12 protein-coding genes are annotated in these 17,705 nt (G+C 57.6%); 8 read left to right on the forward strand and 4 right to left on the reverse strand.

Annotation, left to right across the window (positions count from 1 at the left end):
• Both IKP20_07555 and IKP20_07560 read right to left on the reverse strand, forming a co-directional pair.
• On the reverse strand, nt 1-2,490 hold a 2,490-nt coding region (locus IKP20_07555), incomplete at its 3' end, for a leucine-rich repeat protein (protein ID MBR4504807.1).
• 343 nt (nt 2,491-2,833) lie between these two features.
• Nucleotides 2,834-3,280, reverse strand: coding sequence for a hypothetical protein (locus tag IKP20_07560; GenBank protein ID MBR4504808.1), 447 nt, complete (start codon nt 3,278-3,280; stop codon nt 2,834-2,836).
• An 800-nt stretch (nt 3,281-4,080) separates the two neighbouring features.
• Here IKP20_07560 and IKP20_07565 point away from each other — a divergent pair.
• The 3 genes from IKP20_07565 to IKP20_07575 all read left to right on the forward strand — a co-directional run bounded on the left by IKP20_07565 (nt 4,081) and on the right by IKP20_07575 (nt 6,617).
• Nucleotides 4,081-4,620, forward strand: coding sequence for a hypothetical protein (locus IKP20_07565; protein ID MBR4504809.1), 540 nt, complete (start codon nt 4,081-4,083; stop codon nt 4,618-4,620).
• Between the two features lie 87 nt (nt 4,621-4,707).
• On the forward strand, nt 4,708-5,571 hold the full coding sequence (locus tag IKP20_07570) for a hypothetical protein (protein ID MBR4504810.1): 864 nt from the start codon (nt 4,708-4,710) through the stop codon (nt 5,569-5,571).
• A 20-nt stretch (nt 5,572-5,591) separates the two neighbouring features.
• Nucleotides 5,592-6,617, forward strand: coding sequence for a site-specific integrase (locus IKP20_07575; protein MBR4504811.1), 1,026 nt, complete (start codon nt 5,592-5,594; stop codon nt 6,615-6,617).
• Nucleotides 6,618-6,902: 285 nt separating this feature from the next.
• Here IKP20_07575 and IKP20_07580 read toward each other — a convergent pair whose 3' ends face one another.
• Nucleotides 6,903-7,163, reverse strand: a complete 261-nt coding sequence (locus IKP20_07580) for a hypothetical protein (GenBank protein MBR4504812.1) — start codon at nt 7,161-7,163, stop codon at nt 6,903-6,905.
• Nucleotides 7,164-8,235: 1,072 nt separating this feature from the next.
• Between IKP20_07580 and IKP20_07585 the strand changes: the two genes are divergently transcribed.
• From IKP20_07585 to IKP20_07600, 4 genes are all read left to right on the forward strand, one after another.
• On the forward strand, nt 8,236-10,386 hold the full coding sequence (locus IKP20_07585; GenBank protein ID MBR4504813.1) for a leucine-rich repeat protein: 2,151 nt from the start codon (nt 8,236-8,238) through the stop codon (nt 10,384-10,386).
• Nucleotides 10,387-10,900: 514 nt separating this feature from the next.
• A complete protein-coding gene (locus IKP20_07590; GenBank protein MBR4504814.1) occupies nt 10,901-11,182 on the forward strand; it encodes a hypothetical protein in 282 nt (93 codons plus the stop codon).
• Between the two features lie 309 nt (nt 11,183-11,491).
• Nucleotides 11,492-11,788: a hypothetical protein gene (locus IKP20_07595; GenBank protein ID MBR4504815.1), complete on the forward strand. Its 297-nt coding sequence runs from the start codon at nt 11,492-11,494 to the stop codon at nt 11,786-11,788.
• Between the two features lie 1,278 nt (nt 11,789-13,066).
• Nucleotides 13,067-14,962 carry a leucine-rich repeat domain-containing protein gene (locus IKP20_07600; GenBank protein MBR4504816.1) on the forward strand — a complete coding sequence of 632 codons (1,896 nt, stop codon included), beginning with the start codon at nt 13,067-13,069 and terminating at the stop codon, nt 14,960-14,962.
• An 80-nt stretch (nt 14,963-15,042) separates the two neighbouring features.
• Here IKP20_07600 and IKP20_07605 read toward each other — a convergent pair whose 3' ends face one another.
• Nucleotides 15,043-15,210 carry a hypothetical protein gene (locus tag IKP20_07605; protein MBR4504817.1) on the reverse strand — a complete coding sequence of 56 codons (168 nt, stop codon included), beginning with the start codon at nt 15,208-15,210 and terminating at the stop codon, nt 15,043-15,045.
• 87 nt (nt 15,211-15,297) lie between these two features.
• On the opposite strand from IKP20_07605, the gene IKP20_07610 reads away from it, so the two are divergent.
• The gene (locus IKP20_07610) at nt 15,298-17,571 is read left to right on the forward strand and encodes a leucine-rich repeat domain-containing protein (GenBank protein MBR4504818.1); all 2,274 of its coding nucleotides are present in this window, start codon (nt 15,298-15,300) and stop codon (nt 17,569-17,571) included.
• The last annotated feature ends 134 nt before the right edge of the window (nt 17,572-17,705 follow it).

Here is a 17,705-nt window from a genome sequence, read left to right on the forward strand (position 1 = left end):
CGCTCTGTCTCTGATAGAAGTCACGGGGACTCCATATATCATGTCTGGAATGGTGAGTGTGGCAGGCTCCCCGGTACATCCAGAAACGGATGCTTCGTATCCGTCTACGCGGAAGATTATGTCATCGCATACGATATTCGTTATGCGATAGACCGTCTCATACCATCCTGTTTCCGAATCTGTCCCAGTGTTGCGTAGGTAGTACGAAAAGCGGTATATCTTCCGCGCTTCCAAGAAACAGTATACGGAGAAATTGGTAGAATCACCGCTATCATCGTCGAATGCGAGACGATTCCCTTGGAAGTCGTAAACGGTCACGCTAAGATCAGAATCCCCTGTCGACTGGATCAGGTAGAGGCCTGTCTCTTCTGGGATAAAGTATGAATCGAATGTGGATCCAACCTTATAATCTGGCCATTTGGTATTTTGCCAAATGCCGAAGGTCTGGGTGAAGCAGTCGTTACTCTTCACAAACACTTTGCCGATTAGATTATTGGAATCGGGATATATTGTATTTCCTTTCAGATCTTTGAACGTTAATCCGCTAAAAGCGGATGGATAGAAGCTCGCTTTCGAATCTTTTAGGTCTACTAGCACTAGAGAGTCGCAGTTTTGAAACGCAAAGGACCCAATTTTCGTCACTGATGAAGGTATGGAGATCGAAAGAAGGGAGGTGCAGCCAGAGAATGCGCTGTCTCCTATGGACGTGACCGAGGATGGTATGTATACAGAAGCCAGAGAGGTACAGCCGTAGAACGTGCGGTTTCCGACGGACGAAACCGAAACATCTATTTCGGCCCTGATGTAGGCATCCGGGAAAATGGAGTGAACTGCGTCGTATTCAGCTCTGTTGTTTACCAAATAGGGTCTGTCGAGGCTGCCATCTCCACCCAAAATGGCCTCGCGGTCAGAGGCGATCTTATCTTCGCTGATTCTGTACAGATCGAACAGGTTCATATAGAACCCGCCGGCAGTGGCGCTCGAGGCGAACCTGTGGTTGTGGTGATCCGCGGTCTCTGGCTCGAAAGAAATCACATAGGTAATCATGCTTTCGCGGTGGGAGTCCGATCTGTCGTAGAACTCGAGCTGGAAGTAGTCGACCGTACCGAACGCGCCGTCGACGACGAAGCTGCCAATGGGAGCGTACCTGAAGTCGTTAGAGACCGATGTGCTCCTCCCGACGTTATAGCCCTCCAAAGAGGTGACCCCGCTGGTGGAGAGGTAGTCGCTCCACCGTGCAGTGATTTGGCTGTGCGAATCCGATGAGTAGGTATCCGTCTCTGTTTCGGTGGTGGACGAGTTTCCGCCCTTCAGGTCGCCGATGATGCTCGAGGCGGCCCCCGCGATGCTCAGGATCCCGCTGACGATGTTGACCCCCGGTATGGCCTTGGTCAACAGGGAAACGCACTTGAGGGCTATGCCGCCCCCGGCCAAACCCGCGCCCAAGGTCTTGAATTGTTCCCCAGACCATGATTTGTCCGAGGCCTTCGAATAGGTCTTGGTGGTGGTGAACGTAGAGTCGGAGTGTGTGTCTGCGGCCCCGGTTAGTTCGTGGCTGCCAACAGTGTTTTCGATGTACGTCGACACCTGCACCGTTTGCCCCTCGCTCTCTGTCTTGGTCACCGACTCCATGCCGTTATAGTACCCTTCGTAGTAGCTCTCCACCAGGACGTCTGTGGCCGTGCCCAGGTAGTACGCGTACACGACGTACTCCCCGTCTTCGTATATGTTCACCAGGACGGGCTCGAAGTCGTTTGGGCCTTTGGGGTCCCCCTCCACGACTGCCTTCTTGACGATGTTCGGCTGGTAGTCCGGGAACAGCAACGACGTGTACCCCGCATAGAGGACCGTGTTGCCGCGGACAGTGTAGTCCCACTTCACGGTCAGATCTTTGTCCGTATACCATCCGTCGAACCCGAATTGTTTGGCTTTGGGAACGAAAAGGGAGAAATGCTCGCTGTTTTCAGACAGATATCCCTCGCAACGCTCCCCTTCGTAAGCCATATAGAAGCCGTCCGACGTGTAGGGGTCGGTCAAGACTCCGTCGCCCAGCATGTCGTTCTGATATCTGAGCGTGACCTTGTACAGGGGGATTCTGTCGTAGACGGCGTAGACTTCCATATCGCGCGTGATCGGAAACGATATGGGAATCCCGTCATAGTCTTCGAAGCGCAGCAGCTTGTAGTGGTGGCCGTCCAACTGGAAGTCGTCGATGCCCAGATCCTCGGCGTTCACTGCGCTCTTGCGGAACGTGAGGTGCTTCTCTTCTATGATCCTCCCGTTGTCCAGGATGTAGGCGGTTATGTTCAGATGGGCTCCCGCCCCGAGCAGATGCTGGTTATCGTGGCCCTCGGCCTGCGCGGACGTGTCATCCAATGCCGAGACGCAACAGACGGTAGCCAGCATCAAAACGGCCGCTGACAGCGCCAGCATCAATCTGTTGCTTATTACACCTTTTAGACTACAAAACGTAACGGACGCGTCACTCATGCAAATGTAATCGGTTTATGCTTTTAAACGAATTGCACACGTGCACGTAAATCCTAAGATTCAACAATTATGGATAGGATAGGAGGGGTGCATAGTCGAAACTGATTGAACTGGGGTAGGCGGCTCTTGCGGCGGTCAGATCAGGGTTACGTGGCTGGGAACAGTAGATCATATAAGGATCAAGATTTCAGATACTGAGTGCATTATTCTGTTGTGTTGACCGGCGGGACTTGCATTGGACTTTCTTAGTTTGTTTTACAAATGTCAGGATTTAGTAGGGATAGAAACAATAGGTTGGTTTCCTTAGTTATTAAGCATAAGTTAGGAGTTTCAAAGTCTAAAATCAAGCGGATCTTGTTTCGCAGACAATTCTTATTTCCGGCGGAGAGAAATCCTCGCGGCGGTCCTTGTCGAAATATTTTTTCATTGCCCGGCAGGCATTAATGTCTCTGCTCTTAACGATGGCTTCGTAGTAGAATTCCACAGAATAGCGCAGGACATTCGTGTAGTCTAGGTAGGGGTAGCTGCTGACTAAGCCATGGAGGTTTGCGGTGATTCCGGAGGCTATGGTCGCCTGCTTGCTTATGGATTCCCCTGAGTATTTGGAAATGAAACGAATTTTCTCTACGATCAGGCCTTTGCTCATGTGTTCCCTGATTATGTTGTTTATCTGAGGTTCGACATCATAATTGTATCTCATCAAAAAGTATTTGCAGGCGCACGAGAGAAAATCGGGCACGTTCGTGTATTCGTGCTGCAGCGTGATGTATGACTCGATTGATTCGTACAATTTGCTCGGGAGGGTAATTGTAATTTTTACTGTTGTACTTAATTTCCTATCCATCCATCTTCCTCCGATGAAGGGTTAAATCGTCTTATAGTAAGAAATATGGAACACTTATTTATACTGCCGTCTGTATACAAGAATCATCCTTCTAATAAGAAGGATACAGATATAAGGAGGAAATAGGATTGAGTCTTGTTCAAGCAATATTGACAGATCGTGAAACCGAATATGTCGACAGGATGATTTTGTCGGGGTATTCGAAGTTCCGTGCCGATTTGCTGAGAAAATCGGCGCAGGAATACTGTCTCCTTCATGGAGGCACTAAGGAGGAAAACTAAATGGATTTTGAAGATTTCAGAAAGCAAATATAGCAGATTTGCTCCGAAAAAAGGGAGAGAGTGGTCTGCGCCAGGATTTCCCTGAATCTCCTGGACAGAATCAGGAGGGAAATGGAAGCCCGCCGGTGCGGGACTATGAGCGAATTCGTTGAGGATGCGCTGATCGAAAGGATAGCGAGGTCGGAGTGGGCGGAGCTAAGGGAAGAGGGGATCAATTATGTCGAGTAAGTGTCCCTCCCCTGAATCAACGCCCACAACGAAAATGAATGCAGCCTGTGATATTAAAGGCTCGTCCGGGGCAGACGGCGGCCGTGCCGTGCGCCGGGAGGGCTACGGTGTCCCCTTCTGCGAATCCGAGAATTACCCCGGGTCGGGGGAGGTGGATTGGGGCCTCACGCGCAGCCTGTGGGCCGGGGTCAGTCTCTGCTAGCCGGCAAGGCCTGCCAAAGGCGGGAGGGGGTACCGATGGTTGCGAAGGACCTCCGCGCCGAGCCCGTATACGACGAGAAGGATGGGTTCCGGCTGCTCGTTATCGACCAGGAGACCAAGGACATCAGGCTGCTGGAGCCCTGGGAGATCGAGAAATGGTTCGGGGACAAGAGGGCCGCGGGGATGATGACCTCCTGCCTCTACAACCACAGGAAGGACTGGGAGTATCCCAGCGACATCCATCCCCGCCAGCGCCTGTCGGCTCTCGGAGGGAGGGAGGACTTCAGCGTCCTGGACGGCGACTACGTCATGAGGCTGACCGCCGTTTCCGAGCGCATAATGGGGTACCTGGACAGGCACGTTCGCCTCTGCGGGGACTACGACGCCGAGATCATTGCGACGTTTATCGTCGCGTCCTATTTCATGGACATCTTCGGGTACGCGCCGCGCTTCCTCATCCTGGGGGCGACCAACTCCGGGAAGACGAAGGTCCTCGACATCTGCAGGGGGCTCTGCTACCACGGGAACATGACCGGCGACACTACCGAGGCCTCCATCTTCAGGATGATAGACTAGTTCCGCGTCACGCCCCACCTGGACGAGTTCCAGGACTACGATGCCCCGGCGCAGAGCGGCCTCAGGAAGATCCTCAAGAACGGGATCGTGAGGGGCGCCACCGTCCAGAGGGCGGAGAAGTCGGACGGCGGCCGCATCGAGCCGCAGTCCTACGACATCTTCGCGCCCGTGGTCTACGTGAACCAGGTCGGGGGGAGGTCCATTCCGGAGGAGGTGGCGAACAGGTCGATCTCCATCACCATGGTCCGCAGCGGCGACGCGACCATCCCGATAATCCCCGATTACGGGGAGCTGAGGGAGATCCGCGACGAGCTGTACACCGTCAAATGGCTGTGGATGTCGAACCCGAAGGTCCTGAGGTTCGATGAAATCTACAGGGAAGCTCTCGAGGAGCTCCAGTCTCCGGAGGGTATCGAGATCGACGGGAGAAAGGTGCGCTTTTCGAGCCGCTGCAGGGACATCCTGGGGACGATGTACGCCGCGGCCAAGATGTGCGGGAACGAGAGGGCGGTCCTCCGTTATTTCAGTGAGATGCAGGACGCCAGCGCCAGCGAGGACCGCGACAGTGACATGGGGAGGGCGTTCGCGGCGATGATGGAGGCCCTCAGGTCGCAGGACGAGTTCGCGCTGTTCAGGGGCCGCGAGTACGAGCTCCTCACCAAGGTCACCACCCGCAGCATCGCCAGGAAATTCGAGGAGCTGAAGGCCCTGGACGGCGAGATCGGCCAGTACGAGAGGGTCAAGACGATCGCGGTCACCGAGCTGGTGAAGGCCATGGGCTTCAGGCTGGAGAAGGCGAGCCACAACACGAGGACGATATCCCCGTTCAGGCTGAGGCCCACGTTCATGAACGCCCTAATGAAGTACGGCTCCGAGGAGCAGATCACGGCCTTCGGCGGCGAGCAGGCGGCCGCGCGCGGCCCGAGATGGGCGGCGGGGTTAACGGGTTAACTCCCACGGGGGGTGAATGAGTGGGCAGGAAGAGGGCCACCGGCGAGAGCAACGCCGAGCTCCGCCAGACGGATCTGAAGTCCGTCAGGCTGGGAGGGAAGCCGGGCATAATGGCGGTCAGGCTGTACGAGGCCTTCCAGGAGGTCAATCTCAGCCCCTGCACCCTCGACGTCGACGTCCGCAAGCTGAAGCAGTTCAACAGGTTCTTCGAGGGGCTGTATGAGCGCGGGGCCTGTAAGACGCTGGACCCCCGCCATTTCGACGAGTCCATGGTGACGGAGTTCATGATGTGGATGAAGGGCAGGGAATTGGCCGCGTCCACCCAGGAGAAGTACCTCCAGATACTGGAGCGCTACCTGCGCCTCTTCGGGAACGACGTGATTGGTATTATGCGCGGCAACCCCAGGTACAGGTTCCCGAAATCGCCCCGCGACACGCCGATAGACGCGATGGACAGGGACGAGCTCCAGGAGGTCATAGACGCGACATACAACCTCGTGGGATGGTCGGGGTGGGTGTTCCGCGGGGTCGTCTGCCTGGCCTTCGGCATAGGCGGGAGGCACAAGGAGGTCATCGACGCGGAGGTCCAGGACCTCAGCCTGGCCAGCGAGGACTTCTACGTCCGCCACCCGAAGGGGGAGGGGTCCTGGGGCGTCCCGCAGTGGGTCGACATCATCCGCAAGGACATGCTTCCGTACCTCCAGGAGTTCTGGGACGAGAGGGAGAGGATGCTCGCCGAGACAGGGGTCACCAGCGACTTCCTGTTCGTCAACCCGAGGACAGGCCTCCCCTACTCGGAGAAGTCCATGAGGGCCATCAAGAAGAAGGTAGAGGAGATAAGCGGGGTCCGCTTCAAGATCAAGGACATGCGCTCGACGTTCTGCTCGCTGACGATAAACGATCACATGGAGCGCCTGAACGCCACTTCCGAGCAGATGAGGCACGCCAGCCCCGACATGACTCGCAAGCACTACCTCCGCATCAACAGGAAGCGCGCGATCAAGAACGGGATAGGGGACTCCTGGAAGGAGACGGAGATCAAGTGAAACGGCTTACCGGCTCCGGCCGGGCTTCTTCTTTGAAAGTCTTCATTTTCTTTTTCTTTATATATAATATATAAGTCCGAAGGACCGGAATAAGGATATGCCCCTCGTTTTTTTTTTCGAGGCGGGCGGGGCCGATCTCTCCGCCGGAAATATTAGTGGACAGGGGAAGCGATGTGGTTTTTCGATTCGATGGGATGGATCGGCCGCGGCATTTGAAAGGAGCATATCTGCGTCGGAAACTCATCAAACCAGACCTTGGCTGCTCAAACATCCCGCTTGATGAAATCATTGGTATCTGTCGTAGACGTCGTCCTCCGGATGATACATCGAAGACGGAAGTATCGTGTTGCCGTTTTCATCGATGCGCCCTACCACAGGGGTGACCGAGATATACTTCGCAATGATCTCGTCCTCCCTGGACCTTCTGTCAACGTATGCCTTCAGGACGTCGTTGACAAGATCCTCCAGTTTCTCACCGGATGGCATCAGATCCCTGAGGGAATCGCATAGCGTCGAATCCAGGTATGCGGCCTCTCCAGATTGCATATTGTATCAACCTCCTGACGAGAATAAAAGGCGATCGCCGCATGGTTTCGATGTGGTCGAAGACGATTATAATCAAAAACCGTACTCGTACCCAAGTCTGATGCGGGCCGGCCGTAACTCGAATATCGGATGGTGATTCTTCCCGCCATGCAAATTCCGAATCGGCGGATACGAGAACCATTCCATGGTGGCCCGTCTGATTATGGATGCACGGCCCCATCCGCGGGCGTCCTGCCGCGAGCCACGTTTGACGCGTCTCGAATCTTCCGGGCGATGTCACCGGCACGGATGCAGCCAAGAAGCTCGGAATTTTAATGCACGCGCATTAGGCAGTGTTGGAGGCCTAATGCACCGAGTTTCAGTTCGCTGGCTGTTGTTAACGCGATTCCCGACAGGCCCGCTCCCATCGACAGCCAGCAGTCTTTTTTTTTGAAATCAATAAAAACTGCCGGGAGGCATACAGCTTTTCCTGTCGCAGGGGGCATCCGGCTCCGCCGCCGGCGGACTGGGATGTGCCCGGGTTCCCGGGAAGCCGTCATTGAGGCGGACTGGAGCGGGTCCGGCGGCGCCGATTTGCCGTTAGATTTCTTCCGGTCCGATCTACCAATCAGGCTGTATGTATCTATAATATTCAGATAATCCTATTGTTTATTGAATGATCAATGGATTTTAGTAATATTTGAATAATACAACGTCTGACTTATCTCGGTTTTAGTTATGTAGTTAGGCTGTTGGTCGGCGACTGCCGCCCAAAGGTGGCGGAGATTCTCGCCAAGATTGCCTTCAGCAGATGCAGGACCCTGGTGGCCGTGGGTTTGTAGGGGGTTATCCTTCTGGAAGCGCTGTTTTTATGATGCGTCCCGACGGAGGTCGACACCAAGGTTTTCGTCGAGTATTCCTTTTTTGATATAGAAGGTGGCAGGGCATTAGAAAGCGTGGACAATGCTCTGCATCAGTTCTCCTAAGTCGAAGCGGGCCGGGGCGAGGACCAGCTTGGATACATCGCAGGTCGCTCCCTGGCATCGTTCTATGAAAGGCATAATTCATAAGGGCACAAATGAATCACTCATGTATGGAATATATGTCCATGGTGTCCGCCAATTCAAGGGGCACAAAGAAAAAGAGCAAAGCGCTCATCATAGCGGCACTTGCGGTTTCACTCGCGCTGGTGGCGCTGTTCATGGCTTCAGGCGATAGTGACGCCGTCAAAACCGGTAGCTGCGGCTCTAATGCCTATTACGTTCTTGACGAACATGGTGCCCTGACGGTAGTGGGTACAGGCGAGGTCGGCCCCATCGAAGGCGTAGACAAAGGGCTCATAAAAAGTGTCACGACTGCTGGTGGGATCACATCCATCAAGAGAAGCGCCTTTGAAAACTGTCACTCTCTCGAGCAAGCGGACATCCCCGGAGTTGTTTCAATCGGAGATTTTGCGTTCTCCGGATGTTCCTCATTAACCGTCGTGGGGATGCCCGCCGTTGAATCGATACAAAGCAGGGCGTTTTTAGGTTGCGAATCCCTTTGCACGTTGGACTTGGTCAATGTGAAGACCATAGGCCTCAAGGCCTTCGCCAATTGCGTCAGTCTAAGTGAGCTGGAAACCGGCGACTGCCTCAAGAGGGTAGGCGATTATTCGTTTTTCGGTTGCAACATGCTTTCCCTGATAGACCTTTCGGCATCCAAAGAAACCGTTAGTGTAGGCAAATATGCGTTCTCAAAGTGTTCCAACGTGTCTTCGATATGTTTCCCCGAGTCGATGGTTTTGGGCACATCGGCTCTCGGGCCAATGAAATTCAATATCGGAGGCAAATCGGTCATGGCCAGCCCTTCGAACTTGGCAGGCAAGGATTTTGCAGGATCCAAGAGCGTTCTGCACCAATATTGCGGCCCCGCCGTCGGGACGAGGTTCTCTGACTCCGGTTTGGTCTATGAGGTTACATCAGCATACCCCGCCGAAGTCTCGCTTGTTGGCTACGACTTCGATGTCAGGAGGCTCTTCGTGCCAGACTCAGTCGATCTCGAGGGTACAACCTTTGATGTGACAGCTGTGGGTCCCAAGGCCTTCTTAGGATGCAGGGCGCTGATGACTGCGGACTTGGGGGGTGTCAAAGTGATTGGCATGAAAGCCTTCGCGAATTGCTCCGATCTTGAGACCGTGACGATGGCCTCAGTCGAGTCTGTCGGGCCTTATGCCTTCTTCGCCAGCAGCAAGGTGGCTATCCTGGATCTGCCCTGTGTCGAAACGATAGGTGGCCATGCATTTCGGGGGCTCTCCGGGTTGAGGCTTGCATGTTTCTCAGAGTTTTTGACCAAGGTTGGGGCCAATGCGTTCTCAATCTCGTTCTGCATTGGCGGGTCCGGCATCCCCCCAACAGCCGAGAACCTTCGCGGGCGCACTTTCGCCATGGCTGACGGCGTATTGGATCAGGCCAAGGGCTTCGACCCCGAAGAGGTTGTGAACATGGACTATGGCGTGGGGTTCGAATTGAAGTCTACGGTAACCAGGGCTATCGATTCCGGCTTCGAGTCCCACCGTCTCACGTTCAAGACCGAAGAGTACACCGGCGACAGGCTTGTTATGTCCATCTCCCTGGACGAAGGTGACCGCTCTACGATCGCGAACATAACTAGGGTGGATGACGAGACCTATGTGGCTGCGGTCGAAGGATGGGAGTTGAGTTACACTGCGAAGTATGTCGTCTCGCAGTCCAAGTGGTGCATGACCGAGGATGTATTCAATTCTTCTCAGTATTATTTCGATTGCGATGATAACATACCTTTCCGTTTGGCAGAGGTGATAATCAATTCCTTCAACCTTGCCACATCTGGAGCTTATCGGGTGGACATCGATAAGCTCTTTTCGGAGACGTCGGATGCCGCTGATATGTACGTAGCCATGTTGCGTGCGATGTTTCCGCTTGATGCAAAAAGCATTGCCTTGGGAGAGGATGGTCAACGTTACAAGGTCGTCTTTATGGTCGGTGAGAGCGTCATCAAGACGAACGACGATTTGGTCGTCTACAGTACCGATGGAAGGGTGATGAAAGAGAAGTCTCAGGAAGTAGGCGACAAAACCGTCCGTGGGGTGGGTTATTCGATCGGCACCGAGGCCTCCGGCCGTTACATGTTCCTTGATTACGGCATGGGCCTTGCCTTATCCTGCCTGCTGAAAGATCTGGAGCCTTATTACACATTGACGGTCGACAGCCTGAAACTGCCCTGAGGGGATGTCCTGCCGGGAGGGCGGATCAGGGGGCGATTGTGAGTTCTCCGGCCGAGCCAGGTGATCGGGGCCACACACAACCCACACCCCCCTTCCGCGCGCCATATATAGATATCTTGCAAAGGGTGTTTTAGGTGGTTTTCTCAGGACAGATGTGATTGCCGGGAATCTCGCAGCGGCGATTTCGGCCGGATTCTCTATTGTCCCGGGCCGGTAGCCATCTGGGAGCCTCGCAAGCCGCATGTTGCCTGTGCGTCGGGATTGCCGTCGTCGGTGCCAGTAAAACACATGCTGGCCATAGGAGAAATATGAAATATCAGTATAACAGGCCAAACACCATTCCGAAAGCCTTCTCATCCCCAATGTTGGGGCCACATCGATTGGGAAGCAGGGAGACAGGGCGCGGGACAGGCACATCCAAGAGGTTGCGATTTCCGGCCTCTTTTTGTCAATCATTTGTGCCGATAGTGTATTGCATTGTATTATGTCGATTGTCCCCTTAAATTATGTGCAGATGAATTCATACGCAGGTGCTTCTGTTGATAACTGGGGAGCCCAGAACAATATTGATTCGCTTTGGGGCAAATTCCGGACCGGGGGGCTGATGAACCCTCTGGATGTGATCGAGCAGATCACCTATTTTATGTTCATATACGATCTGAACGACTTCGACAACAAGCACGCCAAGAAGTCTGCCATGCTCGGTATCCCGCATGCAAGCATATTCGAGGGGATGTGGGATGGGGGCGGAATTTGTCGGCAGATTCGCTGGGCGGGGGTTCCGCGCTACCATTAAGACTGCGCGTGTGGCTCCTCCCATGGAACCAAGCACACTGGATCTGCGCGGCCGCCGAAGGGCGTAGCGTGTTCGACACCGGGTACCCCTGCCTCGACCGCGTCCTCGGGATGTTTTAAGAAGAGTTCGGGTTCTTCGGGCTCGACGAGCCCTCCGGCGGCGCCGAGCGACCGCTGTATGTCCCATGAATACGCGCTGTGACCATGCGAAACGCCTGGGGAAGCGCGGACACCTCTGCAAATCAATAACGCGACATGGCCGTTCCAGCAGAGGCGCAAGGTATTTATCGCGGCACCTGTAGGAGCGCCCATGGACCAGACTAGGTGCTATATATGCAGGAGGACCGGCGATGAGGTCGCATCTTACCTGAGGGACCAATGTGGGTCGTCCAAGCCAGGGGCTTTCGAAGGCAACACGGGCGGCTTCCTCGAGGCCTCTGTCGATGTGTCGCGCCCCTCGGAGATCGGCGGCTCCAGACGTCAAGGCGGGGGCCGCACTGTAAGAATCCCTCTGTGCCCCGTATGCAGGAAGTTGATCGGGAGCGTCGTCCTGGACATAGTGCCAGAGAGTTCGCTCTACCCGGACAGATACTATCTCCGGGACTGAGCCCACTTTGACGGTCAAGCCGATGCGGGCCTGTCCCGCTTCTCTTTTTCGAGGGAGTGTCAGGGGAGAAGGCCGGCGCGCAGACTTCTCAACCGTGGTTGTGGTACCGCTGTCGAGGTTGAGTCGTCAGGGCCCCGCTCATCGGGCTTGCCCCCCTCCCCCATTTTATTGTCAACAAGGGTTAGGACTCTGTTTTCAAAGGTATCCTTGCCGACAGGCGATGACTCCTGCCAGACGGACCGGGAGGAGGCGAGCCGATGGCTGAGCCGACCGACAGGAGTACCGTCGTCGTGGACACCGGGAGTATAATGGCCGTGGTGGCATACCGCTCCAAGCTCTTTGCTCCCATGTTCGACAGGGTGGGACGGGATAATGATCTCGTCATCTCGAACTTTATCCTGATGCAGTGTGCGAGGCAAGCGAGCGGGTCCGAAAGGCGGCGCCGATTCGCCGCTAGAATTCTTCTAGTCCGATCTACCAATCAGGTTGTATGTATCTATAATATTCAGATAATCCCATTGTTTATTGAATAATCAATGGATTTTAGTAATATTTGAATAATACAACGTCTGACTGATCTCGGTTTTAGTTAGGTAGTTAGGCTGTTGTAGGCCGTCCGGGAGCCGAGCTCGGTCGGAGGGCACCTGGCCGGGTCAAATCGTCGCACAGCTGAAAACAGCGGGCCGGATCCCGAAGGAGGAGCGGCCGGAATCCCGGAGAGCAACGGATTGCGAGGATCGATGCATATGAGAACAGTGGGCCTGCCCGTTTTTGATGTCGCCCGAGCCAGATCGAAGGTTTCCGCTCCCAACAGGGGCGATGCGGGCCCCGTTCGATGTCCGGTGGGGAACCGAGTTTTTCCGCGGGCGCCGCCGGCGGGAGCGGCCGCGCGGGCGGGACGTAAATAATGGAATGATGTTTCAAACGTAATTCTGTTAATTCCTTTAACCTTTTAACCCGGGCGGCCGCCGCGCCCCAGAGATCCGCCGCGCGCATCGGCAGAGCGCTCCCACGACCTTCCGTTTCCTTCCGCCGCGCGCCGATCCTCAGGCGGGGGATCATCGCTACCATTAAGAGCGCGCGAGCCGTGGCTTCTACCATGGAACCATACACATCGAATCTGCGCGGCCGCCGGCTGGCCTGGGCCGCCGTTTTCGCGCTGGCGCTGCTCGCCCTCGCGGCCGTCTCCCTCTCGGACGGCGCCGAGGCCTGTCGGAAGGCGACTCGTTCGCCGCGGACGGCATCGTATACGAAGTGGTTGACGAATACTCAAAAGAAGTGAGAATAATCCTGCGCGGGGGCGATCCGGTACGGGTGGAAGGCGCTGTGAGCTGCGGCGGGTCCGACTGGACGGTGGTGTCCGTGGAGAACGAAGCCCTGCAGGGCTGCGATTCCCTGGTGTCCGTCAGCCTCCCCTCGGCCACCTACGTGGGGGAATGTGCCTTTAGCGGCTGCGATTCCCTGGTGTCCGCCAGCCTCCCCTCGGCGGAATCCGTGGAGGATTGTACCTTCGAAATCTGCAGTTCCCTGGTGTCCGCCAGCCTCCCCTCGGCGACCGAAGTGAAGCCCTATGCCTTCGCCGGCTGCGGCTCCCTGAGATACGTCGGGTTCTCCGGATCCCTGTCGAAAGTCTGGGAGAGCGCATTCGAAGTGTCTTTCTTCAGCGGGGGCGATCCGCTCGGGATCAACGCCGAATCCCTGCGCGGCAGGGAGTTCGCCGGGGACGGCGAAGGTATCTTGTACGAGGGGTTCTCGGAGGGCCCGGTGTGCTACGCCATCGTCTCCGAGGGGCAGGTATCCGCGGTATGCTCCTTGGGGAGCCCCGCCTCCCTGAGCGTGCCCACGACCGTAGAGCACGGCGGCGTGGAATACGTCCCCGTATCGATCGCCGCCTGGGCCTTCGCGGTATGCCCTTCCGTGACGTCCGTCAGCATCGGCGACTCGGTCGTGTCCATCGGGGAGGGCGCCCTCGACGCGCCCATGCTCAGGTCCATCGAGGTCTCCGCCGGCAATTTGGAGTACTCATCGATTGACGGCGTCCTGTACGACAAGGGAGCCACCACCCTTCTGAAGTTCCCCGCCTCCAAGCAGAGGCTGGCCATACCCGGCGGCGTCACGGCCATCGGGGCCTACGCCTTCAGGGACGCCGGGAAGGCGCTCAAGGACGCCTACTCGGGCGGGGACATTGAATACTTCCGCTACGTGAAGATCCCCGCTGCCGTAACATCCATCGGGGAAGGCGCCTTCGCCGGGAGCGCGCTCGAGTGCCTCAAGTTCTCGGGAGGCAGCGTCTCCATAGGCCTCTGCGCCTTCTCCGGATGCTCCAGCCTGAGCTACGTCGTGTTTGGCGCGGAGTTCACGGAAGTCGGGGACTTCGCTTTCAGCGATTGCATATTCTACGACGGCGAGAAAGTGATGGATCTTGCCGAAGCCATGGCCGGCCACAAGTTCACCGGGGCGGACTCCTCCCGTCTCGAGCTGTACGTCCCGCCCCTGAGGGGGACCATCGCCGACGGCGGCGTGAAGTACAGGATCACCGACAACGGGGCGGATTCCAAGAAAGTGACCGCTGTCCGCCTGGCCGGAGACGACGTAGCCGAGATCTCCATACACGCGTCCATCAGCTACCTCGGGTTCGACTGGGAGGTCACGTCCATTGCGCCCAAAGCCTTCCTCAGGAGCGGCTCCATCGTTTCGGTCACCTCCGAGGTGGACGTCGGCCGCAGCGCCTTCCACGGCTGCCGGAACCTAACATCCGTAACCCTGGACGGGGCGGCGTCCGTCGGGGCTTACGCGTTCTTCGGCTGCTCGTCCCTTTCGACAGTCGACCTCGGCTGCGTGACCTCCCTGGGAACGAGCGCTTTCAGCGGGTGCGAGTCCCTGTCCGCCGTCGACCTGAGCGGCGTCGCGTCGGTCGGGAAGCACGCCTTCTACCGCTGCGCACTGACGGAAGCCGACCTGACCTCCGCGATGAGCATCGGGTACGGCGCGTTCACCGGGAACGACCTGCGGCGCGCATGCTTCGGGGGCGCCCTCGAGAAGGTCGACCCCAAGGCATTCTTCGGATACTCATTCTGGGACGGGGACGGTGGCAAGGTCAAGATTGCCGCGAAGGACCTGGCGGGCAGATCCTTCGAGGGGTCCGGGAAATCGCTGGAGGAAGCCGCTCCCTGAGCGCGTAAGAAGAGGCCGCCCGGCCCGGGCGTCCCGTTTCCCACGGGCCGGGCTCCCGGTTATGTGCAGGCGGCGGGGATTCAGTTTTCGTCGGCTCCGTCCACAGCCCAGCGGCCGGCTTCCGGGCGCCCGTTCCCGTCCGCAGGATCACTCTCGCCCTCATCGGGCTGCTGGAGGGCGTTCCCGCAGAACTGGCATATCGAGAATGGGTTCAGGCCGTTGTCGCGGCCGCACGCGGGGCACTTCATGGGGCGGGCGATGGCGCGGAGGGTATTTGACAGGTTCGGGCGGGCGCTCGCGCTACCATTAAGAGCGCGCGGGCCGTGCTTATTTTCATGGCACCATGTCAATCCGATCTTTCCGGCCGCCGGCTGGCAGCGGCCGCCACCTTCGCGCTGGCGCTGGCCGCCGCGCTCGCGGCCGTCTCCGTCGCCGGGGGCGCCGACGCGCTTTCGGACGGCGATGAATTCACCGTGGATGATATCAACTATAAAGTGACAGACGTATACGATCAATTTGTACAAATAACCGGGTACGAAGGCAGCCCCGTCCGGGCGGTCGGCACTGTGATAAATGAAGGGTCCGAATGGGCCGTGGAGTCCGTGGGGGACAGCGCCTTCAGTAACTGCGGAAGCCTGGAAAAGGTGATCCTGCCCGAGGCGGTATCCGTGTGGACCGGCGCATTCCTGGGCTGCGGAAGCCTGAGGGAGGCGAGCCTGCCCAAGGCAACGTCCGTGGGGGACAGCGCATTCCAGGGCTGCGGAAGCCTGGAAGAGTTGAGCCTGCCCGAGGCGGTATCCATTGGGATTGCCGCCTTCGACGGCTGCGATAACCTGAGGGAGGCGAGCCTGCCTAAGGCAACTTCCGTGGAGAGCAACGCTTTCTCTGGATGCGAAAACTTGAAAGAGGTGAGCCTGCCCTCGGCGGAATCAGTTGGGGACAGCGCCTTCAATGGCTGCGGAAGCCTGGAAGAGGTGATCCTGCCCGAGGCGGTATCCATCGGGGGCCAGGCCTTCTGGAACTGCTATTCCCTGAAATATGTCAGGTTCTCCGGCTCCCTGGAGAACGTCGGTGAGGACGCATTCGTAGTGTCTTTCTACAGCGGGGACGAGGAGCTTGATCCCAATGCCGACTCCCTCCGCGGAAGGGAATTCGTCGGGACCGGCGACGGGAAGCTTTATGAGATGTTCATAGTAGATTCCGTGCACTATTTCGTGCTCTCCGGGAACGAGGTCTCCGCCGTAGGGTTCGAGGGTAGCCCGACCGCACTGTCGGTGCCCTCGTCCGTGGAGCATGGCGGCGCGGAATACATTCCAGTGTCGATCGGAGACGGAGCCTTCGCGGGATGCGGTTCCGCTGAGTCGGTCTCCATCGGGGACTCGGTCGCCTCCATCGGGGAGAACGCCCTCGGCTGCCCCGGCCTCAGGTCGATAGAGGTCTCCTCCGGGAACGCGGAGTTCGCGTCCGAGGCGGGCGTCCTGTACGACAAGGATGCCACGGTCCTCATCAAGTTCCCTTCCTCGAAGCAGAGGCTGGTCATACCCGGCACCGTGGAGGAGATCGCGCCGCGCGCATTCGAGAATGCCGGGGCGGCCCTCAAGGCCGAGCAGGGCGGCGGGGATGTTTCCTACTTCCGCTACGTGGCGATCCCCGCGTCTGTCGTGAAGATTGGAAATTATGCCTTCGCCGGAAGCACGCTCGAATGCCTCAAGTTCGCGGGCGGCGAAGTCTCCGTGGGCGAAAGCGCCTTCGCCGGATGCTCCGCCCTCAACTACGTCGTGTTCGGCGCTGAATTCACGGAAGTCGGCGGTTACGCATTCTACGGATGCAGATTCTTCGACGGCGAGACGGAGATGGCCCTCGACGACGCCCTGGCAGGCCACAAGTTCACCGGCGCGGACGCCGCCCATCTCGATCTCTACGTCCCGAAGGCCGGCGGAACCATCGTGAGCGGGGACGTGAAGTACAGGATCACCGACAACGGTGATTCCAAGACAGTTGTAGCGGTCCGCCCGGCCGGAGACAACGTGGCCAACATCTCTGTCCCCGCGTCCATAAGCTACCTCGGGTTCGGCTGGGAGGTCACGTCCATAGCGCCCAAGGCCTTCCTCAGGAACGGCTCCATCGTTTCGGTCACCTCCGAGGTGGACGTCGGCCGCAGCGCCTTCCACGGCTGCAGGAACCTCGAATACGTCGCCCTGGACGGGGCGGCCTCCGTCGGGGCGTACGCGTTTTTCGGCTGCTCGTCCCTCGAGCATGTCGACCTCGGCGGCGCCGACACCCTGGGCACGAGCGCCTTCAGCGGTTGCGGGTCCCTGGCCAGAATCGATCTGAGCGGGGTAACATCTATCGGGAAGCACGCGTTCTTCGGGTGTGGGTCGCTGACATATGCAGACCTGCCCTCTGTGGCGTTTATCGGGTACGGCGCGTTCACTGGGACCGATCTGGTTGAAGTGGGCTTCGGCGGCGATCTCTCCCATGTCGATTCCAAGGCGTTCTTCGGATACTCCTTCTTGGACGGGGACGGCGACAAGATCAAGGTAAACGCCGGGAAACTTGCCGGAAAACACTTCTCCGGCGGGGGGAAGGTCCTGACCCAGGACCCCTGAGCTGCGAGGGCCGGGGCTTCCCGGCCCGGATCCCATCGAATGCATGGGGAGGCCGGCCTCCGGTTCAGGAGGGAAGGTCCGCCCCAGCGGAAGAAACTAAGGGGCCCGAAGGCCCCGTTTTGCGGCCGGGAAAC

This window comes from Candidatus Methanomethylophilaceae archaeon, from assembly GCA_017524805.1.
In the GTDB taxonomy this organism is placed as follows: Archaea; Thermoplasmatota; Thermoplasmata; order Methanomassiliicoccales; family Methanomethylophilaceae; genus Methanoprimaticola.